General features: G+C 60.6%; 15 protein-coding genes. 9 read left to right on the forward strand and 6 right to left on the reverse strand.

The genetic code is table 11. The features are described from left to right. The first annotated feature begins 92 nt into the window (after positions 1-92). The 4 genes from FHR87_RS03080 to FHR87_RS03095 all read left to right on the forward strand — a co-directional run bounded on the left by FHR87_RS03080 (position 93) and on the right by FHR87_RS03095 (position 5902). Positions 93-2480, forward strand: a complete 2388-nt coding sequence (locus FHR87_RS03080) for a patatin-like phospholipase family protein (protein ID WP_183165255.1) — start codon at positions 93-95, stop codon at positions 2478-2480. A gap of 170 nt (positions 2481-2650) precedes the next feature. Beyond that, positions 2651-4366, forward strand: coding sequence for a proline--tRNA ligase (locus FHR87_RS03085; RefSeq protein ID WP_183165256.1), 1716 nt, complete (start codon positions 2651-2653; stop codon positions 4364-4366). 9 nt (positions 4367-4375) lie between these two features. Next, positions 4376-5323, forward strand: coding sequence for a hypothetical protein (locus tag FHR87_RS03090; RefSeq protein ID WP_183165257.1), 948 nt, complete (start codon positions 4376-4378; stop codon positions 5321-5323). Positions 5324-5329: 6 nt separating this feature from the next. Next, positions 5330-5902, forward strand: a complete 573-nt coding sequence (locus FHR87_RS03095) for a lytic transglycosylase domain-containing protein (RefSeq protein WP_183165258.1) — start codon at positions 5330-5332, stop codon at positions 5900-5902. A gap of 6 nt (positions 5903-5908) precedes the next feature. Here FHR87_RS03095 and FHR87_RS03100 read toward each other — a convergent pair whose 3' ends face one another. Together FHR87_RS03100 and FHR87_RS03105 are read right to left on the reverse strand one after the other, a co-directional pair. Beyond that, positions 5909-6364, reverse strand: a complete 456-nt coding sequence (locus FHR87_RS03100; protein WP_183165259.1) for a TlpA family protein disulfide reductase — start codon at positions 6362-6364, stop codon at positions 5909-5911. Beyond that, a complete protein-coding gene (locus FHR87_RS03105) occupies positions 6361-7581 on the reverse strand; it encodes a YihY family inner membrane protein (protein WP_183165260.1) in 1221 nt (406 codons plus the stop codon). The genes FHR87_RS03100 and FHR87_RS03105 overlap by 4 nt, the downstream gene beginning before the upstream one ends. Before the next feature lie 223 nt (positions 7582-7804). Between FHR87_RS03105 and arsC the strand changes: the two genes are divergently transcribed. Continuing rightward, on the forward strand, positions 7805-8158 hold the full coding sequence (gene arsC, locus FHR87_RS03110; protein ID WP_183165261.1) for an arsenate reductase (glutaredoxin): 354 nt from the start codon (positions 7805-7807) through the stop codon (positions 8156-8158). Between the two features lie 19 nt (positions 8159-8177). Here arsC and hda read toward each other — a convergent pair whose 3' ends face one another. Genes hda through FHR87_RS03125 form a run of 3 tightly spaced genes read right to left on the reverse strand, consistent with a single transcriptional unit; the run spans position 8178 to position 11101 of the window. Further along, positions 8178-8882, reverse strand: coding sequence for a DnaA regulatory inactivator Hda (hda, locus tag FHR87_RS03115; RefSeq protein WP_183165262.1), 705 nt, complete (start codon positions 8880-8882; stop codon positions 8178-8180). Then, a complete protein-coding gene (locus FHR87_RS03120; protein WP_183165263.1) occupies positions 8879-9973 on the reverse strand; it encodes an AI-2E family transporter in 1095 nt (364 codons plus the stop codon). Before FHR87_RS03120 ends, hda begins: the two co-directional genes overlap by 4 nt. A 60-nt stretch (positions 9974-10033) precedes the next feature. After that, complete coding sequence (locus tag FHR87_RS03125; protein ID WP_183165264.1) at positions 10034-11101, reverse strand: DUF2066 domain-containing protein; 1068 nt, start codon at positions 11099-11101, stop codon at positions 10034-10036. Between the two features lie 226 nt (positions 11102-11327). On the opposite strand from FHR87_RS03125, the gene purM reads away from it, so the two are divergent. Genes purM through FHR87_RS03145 form a run of 4 tightly spaced genes read left to right on the forward strand, consistent with a single transcriptional unit; the run spans position 11328 to position 14484 of the window. Next, a complete protein-coding gene (purM, locus tag FHR87_RS03130; RefSeq protein WP_183165265.1) occupies positions 11328-12383 on the forward strand; it encodes a phosphoribosylformylglycinamidine cyclo-ligase in 1056 nt (351 codons plus the stop codon). 2 nt (positions 12384-12385) lie between these two features. Next, positions 12386-13048 carry a phosphoribosylglycinamide formyltransferase gene (gene purN, locus FHR87_RS03135; protein WP_183165266.1) on the forward strand — a complete coding sequence of 221 codons (663 nt, stop codon included), beginning with the start codon at positions 12386-12388 and terminating at the stop codon, positions 13046-13048. A 9-nt stretch (positions 13049-13057) separates the two neighbouring features. Continuing rightward, positions 13058-13768, forward strand: coding sequence for a DUF3108 domain-containing protein (locus FHR87_RS03140; RefSeq protein WP_183165267.1), 711 nt, complete (start codon positions 13058-13060; stop codon positions 13766-13768). Between the two features lie 56 nt (positions 13769-13824). After that, a complete protein-coding gene (locus tag FHR87_RS03145) occupies positions 13825-14484 on the forward strand; it encodes a hypothetical protein (RefSeq protein ID WP_183165268.1) in 660 nt (219 codons plus the stop codon). Positions 14485-14523: 39 nt separating this feature from the next. On the opposite strand, the gene FHR87_RS03150 is transcribed toward FHR87_RS03145, so the two are convergent. After that, a complete protein-coding gene (locus FHR87_RS03150) occupies positions 14524-14853 on the reverse strand; it encodes a Na+/H+ antiporter subunit G (RefSeq protein ID WP_183165269.1) in 330 nt (109 codons plus the stop codon). Between the last annotated feature and the right edge of the window lie 8 nt (positions 14854-14861).

Genomic DNA, 14861 nt, shown 5'->3' on the forward strand with positions numbered 1-14861 from the left:
TGGCGCGGTTCCACAGCGATATCCCGTATGGGTAAGAACCCGGTCACCCCGGCAGCCAGGAGGGCTGCCCGGTATCCATGGGAGGATCCAGCATGTCTCAGTTCACCCCTGCCGAACAACCCGCCACAGATGGCTCCAGCCCGAAAGAAGATGACAAGCCGGGCGCCGCCTTGGCAGCGCCGGTCGAGTCGTCCGATAAAGAAGACGATGCGCTAAAAAAACGGTGGGAGCATCTTCGAAAAGCTTATCCCCAAGACACTTTGCCCCCAGAGCTCGAAAAATGGGGCTTGGCCCTTTCCGGGGGCGGCATTCGCAGCGCCACCCTGTGCTTCGGTGTGCTGCGCGGCCTGGCGGAGAATAAGCTGCTGCATCGTTTCGATTATCTGTCCACGGTCTCCGGGGGCGGCTATATCGGTGCCGCCCTGGGTCGTCTTTACCAGGCAGGGCAGGACGCCAAACAGGTCGAAGAAGGCCTGGCCAAGAAGGGCACCACCCTGCTCTGGTGGCTGCGCAGCAATGGCCGCTACCTCAAGGCAGCCGGGCGCCAGGACCTGGGCATGGCCTTCGCCTCGGCACTGCGAGGCTGCATCGCCTCGCTGTTCGAGGTGTCCGTGCTCCTGCTGCTGGTCGCGGCAGTGGCTGTGGCACCTGCTGTGGCGCTTAAAACATTTCTTGGAGACAGATATCCCGAGATAGCAAATTATTTCTGGTGGTGGGCTTGCCTGATACCCATCGCCTATGGAGCCATTGCCATCGCACGCTATTGGTTCTTTGGCCTCAACGACTCCACTGCCGAGTCGGCAAAGAAGCGAACGTCCTCAATCTACCGACATAAGCGCACCGAAAATCTGGCAACATCTCTTTGGTGGCTGCTGATTCTGGCAGGCCTGGCCTGCCTGTATCAGGCCTCGGAATACCTGTTGAAACACGGCCAACAGGAAGACTCTTCCCTTGGGCTCACCGCCGCTGTCACCAACATCACCTCCCTGGTGGGACTACTTACCGTCTTGCGTCTGCAGCTACCGCGTCTTCAGCGGACTTTCGAACAAACCCGCAGCGTTGCCCTTAAGCTGGGAACACGCAACTTCGTCAATGTCTGCGGTCTGCTGGTGCTAGCGGTATTGCTGCTTCTGCTAACGATGCTGACCTTGGATTTCATACAACCTGTCAGCACCTCATCACAGCTACTTGGCAGGCTGGATTTGGCTTGGCTGAACGCCACGGCTCCGGCATTAAGATGGATATTTTTGTTGGTTTTTGTACTTTTATGCTTTTGGGTGCGTCGTACTAACTTCGAAGTAGTCAACTTCAGCTCGCTGCATAATTACTACCGTGCGCGCATCGAACGTGCGTATATCTCCGTTGGGAACTATGCACCGGCCTCAAAGGAGCAATCCCCTCGTTTTCCTGAAACCCCTCTGCAAGAAAGAACGCGCGGGATCACCGAACAGGTGCATCCGCTCCTCCGTCCGGATGGAGGGGATGACACGCCGCTGTCGGGCTACCAGCCCCATAAACATGGAGGCCCCATCCACCTGATCAGTTGTTGTATCAACCAGACCGTCGACGACCGGACCGGAAATTACAATGCCGATCGCAAGGGAATCGCAATGACGGTGAGCGCACTCGGTCTTGAAACCGGAACCAGAAGCCCGATCCCATGGCCGGGAAACACCGATACCCTGTCACGCTGGGTAGCCATTTCCGGTGCCGCCGCCAGTAGTGGCATGGGTTCTCGAACCAGCCCTGGAGCCGCCGTACTACTGTTTCTAACAGGATTTCGGCTGGGTTACTGGTTCAAGGTTCCAGGACACATTACAGATGGCTTGCAGCGGACCAGAAACCCCATTCCCGAGACACTGGGCAAGGCGTTTCTCGATATTGCTTCCAAGACCTTTCCCCGTGTGGCAACCGTCGCATTCGAGCTGCTTGCCCGTTTTCCCGGCCTGCGCGCGCCAGTCTGGTATTTGTCCGACGGCGGCCATTTCGACAATACCGGCGTCTACGCACTGCTCAAGCGCAAGCTCAAGGTCATCGTCCTGGTCGACGCCGGGGCGGATCCGGACTATCGCTTCGAAGACCTGGAAAACCTGGTACGCAAGGCACGTATCGACTATGACGCCACCATCGACTTCAGCGCCGCCCCGACCGATGCCGCCTGCGGCGCGTTCGGCGACTTCGCGAAGGCCACCCCCGGTCAACCGTGCCTGCTGTCGGGGAGGATCACCTACCATGATAGATCGGTCGGCACCTTGCTGGTGGCGAAACCCCGTCTGCTCGCCGATATGCCACTGGATCTGCGCGCCTATGGCGAACGGGAAAAGGACAGCGGTTTTCCACAACAGAGCATCGGCGATCAGTTCTTCGACGAAGCCCAGTGGGAAAGTTATCATCAGCTTGGCCGGCTGATCGGGCTACGGATCACCCGCCAATTGATAGCTAATTGCCATCACCACTGCCAGTGGCCCGGCACGGCCTGACATGATCCATTCAAGGCCCGGTGCGAGGCCAGCCGGACGGCTATTCCGAGCCTTCACGAAACTCGAAACAAGGACCCTGTGCAGGCCGATTCTAAGCCGCAGCGCACCTGTACGCGGCCAGACCCGCGTCTTACAATGCGCAGTTCCAGCCAAAGCGGACCCACCAGCCCATGCGCACCAGCCAGTTCCTGCTCTCGACCCTCAAAGAAACGCCCTCGGATGCCGTGGTAATCAGCCATCAATTGATGCTGCGCGCCGGGATGATCCGCAAGCTGGCCTCCGGGCTTTATACCTGGCTACCCATGGGCCTGCGGGTACTGAAAAAGGCCGAGGCGGTGGTCCGCGAGGAGATGAACAAGGCCGGCGCGCTGGAAGTGCTGATGCCGGCCATCCAGCCCGCCGAATTGTGGCAGGAATCCGGACGCTGGGAGCAATACGGCCCCGAGCTCTTGCGCATCCGCGACCGCCACGACCGCGAATTCTGCGTCGGCCCGACCCACGAAGAAGTCATCACCGACCTGGCGCGCAACGAGTTGAACAGCTACAAGCAGTTACCGATCAACTTCTACCAGATCCAGACCAAGTTTCGTGACGAGATCCGTCCGCGCTTCGGGCTGATGCGCGGGCGCGAATTCCTTATGAAGGACGCCTATTCCTTCCATCTGGATCAGGCCTCACTGCAGCAGACCTATGAGCGCATGCACCAGGCCTACTGCGCCATCTTCACCCGCCTGGGCCTGGACTTCCGCCCCGTGCAAGCCGACACCGGCTCCATCGGCGGTACCGGCTCCCACGAATTCCATGTACTGGCCGATTCCGGCGAGGATGACATCGCCTTCAGCGACAGCTCCGACTACGCCGCCAATATCGAGAAAGCCGAAGCGATTCCGCGGGAAAGCGAACGCGCCGCTGCCAGCGAGGAACTGCGTCTGGTGGATACGCCCGAGGCCAGGACCATCGCCGAGTTGGTCGAACAGTTCAACCTGCCTATCGAGCGCACCGTCAAGACGCTGGTGGCGCATGGCACCGAGCCAGGCACGCTGGTCGCCCTGCTGGTGCGTGGCGATCATGAGCTCAACGAGATCAAGGCGGCGAATCTGGCGCAGGTGGCCAGTCCGCTGGTATTCGCCTCGGAGGCGGAGATTCGTGCGGCCATCGGTGCCGGCCCCGGTTCCCTCGGCCCGCTGAACTTGCCGATCCCGGCCATCGTCGACCGCTCGGTGGCGCTGCTGGGCGACTTCGCAGCCGGTGCCAACGTTGATGGCAAGCACTACTTCGGCCTCAATTGGGAGCGCGACCTGCCGCTGCCGGAAGTCGCCGACCTGCGCAACGTGGTGGAAGGCGACCCGAGCCCGGATGGCCAGGGGACGCTGGTGATCAAGCGCGGCATCGAGGTCGGCCATATCTTCCAACTCGGCACCAAATACAGCGAAGCCATGGGCTGCAAGGTACTGGGCGAGAGCGGCAAGCCGGTGATCCTGACCATGGGCTGCTATGGCATCGGCGTGTCCCGTGTGGTCGCCGCCGCCATCGAGCAGAACTACGATCAGCGCGGCATCCTCTGGCCAGGAGCGCTGGCACCCTTCCAGATCGCTCTGGTGCCGATGAAGTACGAAAACGAAGCCGTGCGCGCGGCAACCGACCGGCTCTATGCCGAACTGACTGCTGCCGGTTACGAGGTTCTGCTGGACGACCGCGACAAGAAGACCAGCCCCGGCGTCAAGTTCGCCGACATGGAACTGGTCGGCATCCCGCACCGCCTCGTGATCAGCGAACGTGGGCTGGCCGATGGTACGTTCGAGTACAAGCAGCGCCAGGCCGAACAGCCCGAAACGGTCGCTGTCGCCGAGCTGCCTGGCTTCCTTCATTCGCGTATCGGCCGGTGACTGCCGGTCATGCCCAACCGTCTCATCATCAGTGGCACGCTCTTCTGGGCGTTGCTGCTGGGCGGCTGCGCCAACCACATGCCACAACGCAGCGAGCAGGAAACCCGCGTCGAGCGCAAGCCGCTGACCCATAGCCTGACCATGGAGATTGGCGAACCGCCGGTACTCGAGCTGCCGCAACGGCGCATTCGGATCAATGAGCAGAGGACCTTCGAAGTCACCGATATCGAAGTGACTCGCCGCTACGACCGCTACACGCCCTACCAGCCGTGGCGGGAGATCTATGAGATCCCCTTCGGCGCAGTGGCGCTGGCCGCCGGCCTCGGTGCCAATGTGCTCGATGTGGCGACCCTGGGCCACATACCGGAAAACGCCACACGGGACTGGGTTCGCTACGGGATTGATGGACTCAATCCGTTCATGAACGTCGAATCCAATGGCCGCTCACAGCAGAACCTTGCCAAGCTCGAGGAGGTGCGACGGGATTCCCGCCTGGAATACAGCGACCTGCCCTGGAGCGATAACCCGGTGACGGTGGTCGTCGGCACGCAAAGCCACGAACTCGACACCAACCGTCACGGCATCCTTGAATTGAACCTGCTCGACGATCCTTTCGCTGAAGATGAATTCGCCACAGTGGATCGGCTGTGGCTCTACGTGGAAGATCCCCAGGACAAGACTCGTGCCGAGGCCACGCTTGGAATCAGCCGCACACTGCGCGGCAAGCTGCGCGAAGCGCATGCGCTGATCTACGACGATCTGGAAAGCGACGATGTGCCGCACTGGGTGCACCGGATCAAACGCCTGGGCGAGCTTGGCCTCGACAACGAGGCTGGCGAACTCCAGCAGAGTCTGATCGAGCTGACCCATAGCGATCCTGAACTGCAGCAAGAATTCCGTAAGCTCCTGCAGCGCCGGACCGGCAGGATAGCGCTCGACCTGCCAGCCGAAGACTGAACGGTCATGCGCCTATCCAGTTGCTGCCTGCTGGTTTGCCTGCTGCTCCCCTTGCCGGTCCTGGCTGAGTTGCGCCAGGCCCCGGAACCGGAGCTGCGCGAGCTGATGCAGCGCACCGTTGCGCAAGCCGACAGTTTTGTCGACCGCTTCGATGCCGAAGTCTGGTTGCTGGATATGTCCACCCGGCTCAAGCGCTATCTGGCCGATCCGCAAGAGCGCCTGACTTTACTGCGCCTGGTCCACCAGGAGGCGCGCCGAGCCGATCTCACACCGGAACTGGTACTGGCGCTGATCCATACGGAAAGCCGCTTCGACCGCTTTGCGATTTCCCGCGTGGGCGCGCAAGGCATGATGCAGGTCATGCCGTTCTGGAAGGCCGAACTGGGTCGCTCGCAAGACAATCTCACCGATAACGCTACCAATCTGCGCTACGGCTGCACCATTCTCAGTTACTACCTGAAAAAGGAAAACAGCGACCTCGACCGCGCCCTGGGTCGCTATAACGGCACCCTCGGGCAGCCGCAATATCCGGCCAGGGTCATCGGCTTCTGGCAGGACATCTGGTTCGTGCATCCCTGAGCTGCTTTATTTCCCGGTCTTCAGTTGTGCCAGCCGTGCGCCGAGGCCGGCTGCCGTCTGCTCACCCATCAGTCGTTCGCGCATTCGCCCGTCGGCATCGACCAAGTAAGTCGCAGGCAGCCCTGCGCTGCGCGGCAAGCCGAGCCGTTCGGCCGGATCATCGGCGAGCACTCGGAATTCGATACCGAGTGCTTGCGCTGCCTTGACCAGTGCCTCGCCCTGCAATCCGTCGAAATTTACCCCTAGTACCACGATATCCGGGTGGGATCTGGCCAACTCGTTCAATTGAGGAATTTCCGTGCGACACGGGCCGCACCATTCGGCCCAGTAATTGATCAGCAGCCAGCGTCCTTCCAGTTGGCGGGCTGCTATTGGCCGACCATGCTGGTCGCTACCCCAGTCTTCGGAACAGCCTCCGAGCAATCCCAGAACCAGCAATAATGTCGCGCAAGGTGATTTCATGAGGTTTTCCCGTCCAGCCAATGGGCGAGACTTCCACCGAACAGCCTGGAGCGCTCTTGCTGCCATTGCTCCAATGCGGCACGGAAGTCGGGATACCACGGCTCGTCAAAATGTTGTGGCAGTTGATCGAGACTGATCAACGGCCAGGGATTGCGCTTGAGCAATTGATCGAGACTGTAGTGACCCAGGTCCCGACACAGGACCCAGCTTGTCAGATTGGTGCGCGTGACCAGATTTTCCCGTTCGAAAAAGCCCATGATCTGGCTCCATTCGTCATGCGGAATCGGCCAGCCAGCCTTGTGCGCATGATGCAAGCGCACGGCATGGCCCAGTTGCTGGCGCTGGTGGAAGATACGCAGAACCGTCAGCATCACCAGCAGGCGCGGTACCCGCCGCTGACGCCATTCGAGCGAGGAAGACAGCCCGCAAACCAGTTCGGCGCAGAGCAGGACGATGAGCCACGACAGATAGATCCACAGCAGAAACAGCGGCACGGCGGCAAAGGCGCCGTAAATCAGTTCATAGCTGGGGAACAGCACCACGTACAAGCTGAAGCCGCGCCTGGCTACCTCCAGCAACATAGCAGCGGCCACCCCACCGATCAGTGCATGCTTCAGGGGTACGCGGGTATTGGGTACGGTGATGTAGATAAGCGTGAAAGCCACCATGTTCAGCAGCAGCGGCACGAACTGGAAGAACATTCCGACGCCCAGCAAGGCATGCGGTCCGGAAATAAGCGACAGCGACGCGATATAGGTCGTGCTGGCAAATCCCGCGCCCAGCACCAGCGGCCCCATGGTCAGCACCGCCCAGTACAGCAGCAGGCGGGACACGCCGCGCCGTGGCTGGTCGATGTGCCAGATGGTGTTGAAGGTGTTTTCGATGGTCAGCAGCATCATCACCGAGGTCAGCATGAGGAAGCCGACGCCGACCCAGGTCAATTGGCGCGCCTGGGTGCTGAAGGTGGTCAGGTAACCCTGGATCGCCTCCCCGGTCGAAGGGATGAAATTGTGGAAGATGTACTCCTGGATCTGTTCCCCGACCCCCTGGAAGGCAGGAACCACCGATAGCATCGCGAAGGTCACGGTCATCATCGGTACCACGGCGAACAGCGTGGTATAGGTCAGTTCCGCCGCACAATTCAGTCCACGGTTTTCGAGAAAGCGGCGAATCAGAAAACGCCCGAACGATGCGCTTCTATCAATGGAAAACTGCATTCCCTCTCCTATTCGGAGGTTATTTATCGACTCAAGTGGCTTGTCTGGGCGATTCGATCAGTCAAGTTCTGACATCCGCAGCTCCAATATTGCGTTATCGCTTATAGCCATAACCCTGTCGCAACGCCTGATCCCAAAACCCCGGTCAGCCAAACTTGAGTAGACCAATCGATCGTATCGGCCACTAGAATAAGCCATCTTCTTCCCGACGAAGGCCTGGCGTATGAACGAACTGAAGCTGTATCACAATCCGCGCTGCTCCAAATCCCGTGGTGCGCTGGGATTGCTCGAAGCCCGCGGGCTGGCTTTTACCCTGGTGCGCTATCTGGAAACGCCACCAAGCGCGGAGGAACTCAAGGATATTCTCGCCAAGCTGGGTATACCGCCACGGGCCCTGCTGCGTACCGGCGAGGACGAATACCGTGAACTCGGCCTGGCGGACCCGGCCCTTGGCGATGCACAGCTGATCCAGGCCATGGTCGAGCATCCTCGGCTGATCGAGCGGCCGATCCTGATCGCCGGTGACAAGGCCGTGATCGGGCGGCCACCGGAAAAGATCCTGGACATTCTCGACTGACAGGAAAAGGGGCGCAACGCTACCAGCCCAGCGTCTCCTTGATGAACGGGATGGTTAGCTTGCGCTGTGCCTGCAACGAGGCATGATCGAGCTTTTCCAGTAGCTCGAAAAGCGCGTTCATGCTACGCACGCCGCGCCCGAGAATGAAGCGCCCGACATCATCGGGCAGGCTCAGGCCACGCCGCGAAGCGCGCAGTTGCAAGGCTCTCAGCTTGTCCTCGTCGGACAGCATGCGCAGTTGGAAAACCAGGGACAGGCTCAGGCGCGAACGCAAGTCCGGCAAATTGATGGGGAGCTCGCGTGGAGACATTGCCGCAGACAATAGCAGGCGCCGTCCGGCATCGCGCAAGCGATTGAACAGATGGAACAAAGCCTCTTCCCAGGCGGCGTCCCCTGCGACGGCTTCCAGGTCATCCAGGCATACCAGCTCGCATTGTTCGAGGTTTTCCAGTAACACCGGCCCGTATTGCGCCACCTCCTCCAGCGGCAGATAGACGGCCAGTTCGCGGCGCTCGCCCATGCGCAGGCAGGCTGCCTGCAGCAAGTGGCTGCGCCCGGCCCCGACCTTGCCCCAGAGATAGATCAGCTCGTCGGTCCAGCCGGCCTGCGGCGAACAAAGACGCTCCACATAGCCAAGCGCTCCGGCATTGGCTCCAGGATAGAAATTACCGAAGGTGGCATCGTCGCGCAGACGTATGCCCAGGGGAAGCTGGATGGGTTTCATGGCTGACCTGGCGGCTCGTCGGCCATGCTGGCGGCCGGCTCTGCATAAAGTCCGGAGAGTTTATAGAGTTCGTGTACGTGGCGCAGCAGCACCATGATCACGGCGGCTACCGGCAAGGCCAGCAGAATGCCGGTAAAGCCGAACAGTTGTCCGCCAGCCAGCACGGCAAAGATTACCGCAACCGGATGCAAGCCGATCCGGTCACCAACCAGCATTGGCGTCAGCAGCATGCCCTCCAGCATCTGGCCGACGGTGAAAACCGCCACCACCCCGATCAGCGGATAGGGTTGCAGACCGAACTGGAACAGCGCCGCCATGATCGCGCTGCCAATTCCGACCACAAACCCCATATAGGGAACGATGCTGGCCAGGCCCGCCAACACGCCGATCAACAGCCCCAGTTCCAGGCCGACCAGCATCAGCCCCCCCGCGTAGATCAGCGCCAGAGCCAGCATCACCATCAATTGCCCACGCAAAAAAGCGCCAAGCACTTCATGGCATTCACCCACCAGCTTGACCACATGGGCTTCACGCTTGCGTGGCAGGAGATTGCGCAAGCGCGCGACCATCAGATCCCAGTCGCGCATCAGGTAGAACCCGACAACAGGGATCAGCGTCAGGTTGCCCAGCCAGACCAGCAAGGCGAGGCCCGAGGCAGTCACCTGGCTGAGCAGTATGCCCAGCAGATCGGTGGTACTGCCCAACTGGCCCGAGAGCGTGTTCTTCAACTGGTCCAGGTGCCAAAAGCCCTCTTCCAGCCCGAAGCGATTCTGAATCCAGGGAAAGGCGGTCGATTGCAGCCAGTCCAGCAACACTGGCATCAACTGATACAGGCGTACCAGTTGCTTGCCCAGCATCGGCACCAGTACCAACAGCATCATCAGGCAGATCAGCGACAGCAGCGTGAATACTGTCACCACCGCCCAGGTGCGCGAAAAACGCCAGGTTTCCAGCCGGTCGACCAGCGGATCGCCGAGATAGGCCAATAGCATGCCGATCAGGAACGGCGAGAGAATTGGCATCAGCGTATGCACCAGCCAGCCGGCCAGGATCAGCCCGACCAGCCACAACCAACGGCTCGAAACAGACATGTTCAGCGATTCCCTCCAACATACGTGCCTGGCTTGCCGAAACCGGATGGCGCCGGGTTGCTACCAGCGATAGTGCAACAGAGTACCAGTACCTTCCGAAGGTGGTGGCAACGGTGCAGCAACTGGCTGTCCACTGGCGTTGACTGTCGGAGCTTGCTGGGCCGGTGGTGGCGGAGGCGGAGCCGGAACCTCCTGCAGACGAGCCATGGCGAGCTGGGTGCGCAGTTGTTCGGGATTGGCTTGCAGGCGATAAACCAACCGGTCCCCCTCAACCACTATCAACTCCCCATTCATGGGTTCGAGCAGGCGATCCAGCTCGGCAAAACGGGAAATATTCGCGCCCCGCACCTCCAGGCGCAACGCTTGCGTAGCTTCCGGTCGAGCGACGAACTGGGGGGCCAGATAACCGTTTACTGCCACCATTACCGCGTCGGCCAACGCCTGGGGATTGGCGGCGCTGACTTCCCCCTTGCCTTCCTTGTTGGCCAGCCAGAGCTGCCAGGTCGCCTGCCAGCCTCCAGTTTCCGCTTCGCGGGCAGCCACCGCCAGCAGTGCATTGGCATCGTAGCGGGAAGAAGCTTCGCGCAAGACTCCGACATTGCCAGTCTGTACGACCTCGGGAGTCACTGCCAACTGCTCGTCGAGATCGGCCAATGGCAGCAGCAAAGGGAGCCCGCGATATTGTGCAGCAGTACGCAGCAGATTACCGCTTTCCTGGTCATCGCCCGCCAGTTGGGTACCCTGCGACGACTCGCTCAGCCACCAGGTCAGCAATGACGGCCGCTCCGCGCCCCAGGTACCCATCCCGGCCTGGCGCAGGCTGCGCTGTACGGTGGCCGGATCGAATTCCACCATCAGGATGTCGTTCTCCACACCATACTGGGTAATCAACTGCTGGGGATTGCTGCGCAGGCTGGCCAGCGCCGGAGAGGTGGCAGCATCAGGGTTGCCGGTCAGGCGTAGCACCAGAGTATCGAAGGCACGCCGCAAGCCTTCGTCATGCGCATTCGGCTCCTGAGCGGAAAAAGGCTCGCGTACGCGATACAGCCCTTCCATGGGTTTGGCCACAGCCGGCACCAGCGGCATCAACGCGGAGCATAAAACCAGATAAGGAACAATCGAACGCATGACGGACTCTCGGTCGGCGGAAGCGCTATACCTTAAACACCGCCCTGTAACACGGCAACCATGCCGCGCAGACGAAACCCTCTACGTGGGCAGCGGGATGGCCGCTCTCCGGCAAGCCTGATAAAATCACTGGTTCCGCGACCGACTACCGTTGCCCAGCATGGGCATGCAGAACAGCGATTGCATCCCGGTCGATCCAGCACTCCCGTCACAGGCCCGCATTTCTATGAGCAAGCAACCTTCCCTCAGCTACAAGGACGCAGGTGTCGATATCGATGCCGGAGAAGCGCTGGTCGAGCGCATCAAGGGCGTCGCCAGACGCACCGCGCGGCCGGAAGTGCTGGGCGGACTGGGCGGCTTCGGCGCCCTTTGCGAGATTCCGGCCGGCTACCGCCAACCGGTGTTGGTCTCCGGTACCGATGGCGTGGGCACCAAGCTGCGCCTGGCGATGGATCTCGGCAAGCACGACAGCATCGGCATCGACCTGGTGGCCATGTGCGTGAACGATCTGGTGGTCTGCGGCGCCGAACCGTTGTTCTTTCTCGACTACTATGCCACCGGCAAGCTCAACGTGGACGTGGCTACCCGCGTGGTCACCGGCATCGGCGAAGGTTGTGCACAGGCCGGCTGTTCGCTGGTCGGTGGCGAGACGGCCGAGATGCCGGGTATGTATGCGGGCGAGGATTACGACCTGGCCGGCTTCTGCGTCGGCGTGGTGGAAAAGAGCGAAATCATCGACGGCTCGACCGTACAGGCAGGCGATAGGCTTATCGCCTTGCCCTCTTCCGGCCCGCACTCCAACGGTTATTCGCTGATCCGCAAGATCATCGAAGTAAGCGGTGCCAGCGTATCCGGCACCGAGCTCGACGGCCAGCCGCTGGCCGATCTGCTGATGGCACCGACGCGCATCTACGTCAAGCCGTTGCTCAAACTGATCGAGGAAACCGGGGCGGTCAAGGCGATGGCGCACATCACCGGTGGCGGTTTGCTGGAAAACATCCCGCGGGTGCTGCCGAAGAATACCCAAGCTGTCATCGACGTAGCCAGTTGGGCTCGCCCGGCCGTCTTCGACTGGCTGCAGGAAAAAGGCAACGTCGAAGAGCAAGAAATGCACCGCGTGCTCAACTGTGGCGTCGGCATGGTCGTCTGCGTGGCACCGGATCAGGCCGAGACCGTCCTGGCCAACCTGCGTGCCTCCGGTGAAACACCCTGGATCATCGGCCACATCGAGGCCGCTGCCGACGCTAAGACAGCGGTCCTGCTGCACAACCTGAAAGCCTGACGATGAACCCGACCTGCAATGTAGTCGTACTGATATCGGGCAATGGCAGCAACCTCCAGGCCCTGATCGACAGCCAAGAGCCCGGCGGGCCGGTGCGTATCCGTGCCGTCATCTCCAACCGTGCCGATGCCTACGGCTTGCAGCGCGCCCAGGCAGCCGGCATCGAGACTCGGATCATCGACCATAAGGCCTTCGCCAACCGTGAAGCCTTCGATCAGGCCCTGATCGAGATCATCGACAGCCAGGCACCGCAACTGGTGGTCCTGGCCGGTTTCATGCGCATCCTCACCCAGGCGTTCGTCGAGCATTACGCAGGACGCCTGCTGAATATCCACCCCTCGTTGCTGCCCGCCTACAAGGGCCTCGACACGCATCGCCGGGTGCTCACGGCCGGGGAAGCGGAGCACGGCTGCAGCGTACACTTCGTCACGGCGGAGCTGGACGGTGGGCCGGTCGCGGTACAGGCCGTCATCCCGGTGCAAGCTGGCGAGGATATCGACAACCTGGTCCGGCGTGTCCATGCCGAAGAGCACCGGATCTACCCCCTGGCCGTGCGCTGGTTTGCCGAGGGACGCTTGCGCCTGGGGACTCGAGGGGCGATGCTGGATGGCGCACCCTTGCCAACCAATGGCCATGTATTACGAAACCAGGTATTACGAAACTAGGAGAACCTGATGCGACGTGCTTTGCTGTTTGCCCTCGCGATGCTGTCCCTACCACTACATGCCTTCGAAATGAAGCCTTTCTCTGTCACTTACACAGCCGACTGGAAGCAGGTTCCGGTCAGCGGCAGTGCCGAGAGAAAGCTGGAACATCGTCCGGATGGAAGCTGGCAGCTTGATTTCAGCGCCTCGATGATGATCGTCAATTTGACCGAAAGCAGTGTTTTTCGCACCGAAGGCAACGACCTGCTGCCCCAAAGCTATGCCTTCAAGCGCGGCGGGCTGGCGAAGAGCAAGACGGTCAATCACATCTTCAACTGGAACGCCAAGCAAGTTACCGGCAGCGACAATGGTGATCCGGTTTCCCTGCCACTCAACCGCGGCCTGCTGGACAAATCCACCTATCAGGTAGCCCTGCAAAAGGATGTGGCTTCCGGCAAGCAAAGCATGAGCTATCAGGTAATCGATGTGGATGAAATCGATACCTACGATTTCCGCGTGCTGGGCGAGGAAAAAGTCGAGACCAAGGTCGGCCAGATCGACGCGATCAAGGTCGAACGGGTACGCGACCCCACCCAGACCAAGCGCCAGACCATCCTGTGGCTGGCCAAGAACTGGAATTACCTGCTGGTTAGCCTTTATCAGGTAGAAAAGGACGGCAAGCAATACCACATCATCCTTGAACAAGGCACCGTCGACGGCAAAGCCGTCAAGGGCAACTGATCCTTTTCGGCGCCGTTCCAAGCGGCGTCTTTCTTTCCTGCCAGGCCGAGTAAGCAATGTCCTTCAGACACGTCCTGTACGCCATGCTCGTCCCTCTTCTGGCCAGCTGTCAGTCCACCTCGCAAGAGGGAAACCCCCACCCACTGAAAACCGGTGACCGCTGGCAAGGTGAGCTTCTTCTGGAACAGGACCGGCTATGGCTTGAACCCTGCTCGGAAGGTCGGCGTTTTCTGGTTCTGGACGGACTCGGGCTCGATCGGGACGCCCGCACCTTGATGGCGAGCCAAGGTACGAACAGCTTGTTCGTCGACCTGCGCGGCAGAATGGCGCCAACCACCGAACCGAAGGCCACCGGGCTGCTGACGCCGACCCGGCTGTACCGCCTGGAAGACCAGAACCCCGGTTGCAAGGATCCCGAACTCAAGGGCTCACTCATGCGTGCCCGGATCGAGCCGGATCTGACGTTGACCATCACCAGCCAAGGCATGTTGCTGCAACGCAGCGGCCAGCCACCGCAAGCGCTGCCGTATCTGGAAGAGCAACTGCCGGAAGGCCAGACCAACTTCAGCAGCGAGGCGAACGGACAGCGCCTGGAGCTATGGATCGCACCTCAGCGCTGCCAGGGCAATACCATCCTAACCCCACTGGCCGCCACGTTGCAGATGAATGGGCGCACCCTGCGTGGCTGCGCTTACCTGGGGGGCGGCCGCGAGTAAGCGGCTTGTATCTATCCTCGGCAAGGCTTTCGCTCGGGCTCATTCCCATGGTTTGCCCTGAGTCTTGTCATTCAGCGGCAGCTTTTGCTGCATAGCGGCCTTGGCCATCATATGCGCACTGACCGGCGCGGTAAAAAATAGAAAGATGGTAATCAGCAGCTCATGCAGGCTTGGCGTCCCGTTTCGCCAACTGAAAAAAACCATCGAAGCGATCACGATACTCCCCACCCCCAGCGTAGTGGCCTTGGTCGGCCCATGCAGGCGCGTGAAGAAATCGGGTAGTCGATAAAGCCCGAGCGCACCGATCAGGGCAAATACGCTGCCGAGAATCAGCAACAGACTGACGATCAGTTCAATCCAGAAAGGCATACAGAACT

This window comes from Azomonas macrocytogenes (assembly GCF_014191985.1).
Classification (GTDB): domain Bacteria; phylum Pseudomonadota; class Gammaproteobacteria; order Pseudomonadales; family Pseudomonadaceae; genus Azomonas; species Azomonas macrocytogenes.

Coding starts and splice junctions, on each gene's coding strand:
- arsC (WP_183165261.1), top strand. CDS start 7,805: ATGAACGAACTGAAGCTGTATCACAATCCGCGCTGCTCCAAATCCCGT.
- FHR87_RS03105 (WP_183165260.1), bottom strand. CDS start 7,581: ATGCAGTTTTCCATTGATAGAAGCGCATCGTTCGGGCGTTTTCTGATT.
- purN (WP_183165266.1), top strand. CDS start 12,386: ATGAACCCGACCTGCAATGTAGTCGTACTGATATCGGGCAATGGCAGC.
- FHR87_RS03120 (WP_183165263.1), bottom strand. CDS start 9,973: ATGTCTGTTTCGAGCCGTTGGTTGTGGCTGGTCGGGCTGATCCTGGCC.
- FHR87_RS03090 (WP_183165257.1), top strand. CDS start 4,376: ATGCCCAACCGTCTCATCATCAGTGGCACGCTCTTCTGGGCGTTGCTG.
- hda (WP_183165262.1), bottom strand. CDS start 8,882: ATGAAACCCATCCAGCTTCCCCTGGGCATACGTCTGCGCGACGATGCC.
- purM (WP_183165265.1), top strand. CDS start 11,328: ATGAGCAAGCAACCTTCCCTCAGCTACAAGGACGCAGGTGTCGATATC.
- FHR87_RS03145 (WP_183165268.1), top strand. CDS start 13,825: ATGTCCTTCAGACACGTCCTGTACGCCATGCTCGTCCCTCTTCTGGCC.
- FHR87_RS03085 (WP_183165256.1), top strand. CDS start 2,651: ATGCGCACCAGCCAGTTCCTGCTCTCGACCCTCAAAGAAACGCCCTCG.
- FHR87_RS03150 (WP_183165269.1), bottom strand. CDS start 14,853: ATGCCTTTCTGGATTGAACTGATCGTCAGTCTGTTGCTGATTCTCGGC.
- FHR87_RS03095 (WP_183165258.1), top strand. CDS start 5,330: ATGCGCCTATCCAGTTGCTGCCTGCTGGTTTGCCTGCTGCTCCCCTTG.
- FHR87_RS03125 (WP_183165264.1), bottom strand. CDS start 11,101: ATGCGTTCGATTGTTCCTTATCTGGTTTTATGCTCCGCGTTGATGCCG.
- FHR87_RS03100 (WP_183165259.1), bottom strand. CDS start 6,364: ATGAAATCACCTTGCGCGACATTATTGCTGGTTCTGGGATTGCTCGGA.
- FHR87_RS03080 (WP_183165255.1), top strand. CDS start 93: ATGTCTCAGTTCACCCCTGCCGAACAACCCGCCACAGATGGCTCCAGC.
- FHR87_RS03140 (WP_183165267.1), top strand. CDS start 13,058: ATGCGACGTGCTTTGCTGTTTGCCCTCGCGATGCTGTCCCTACCACTA.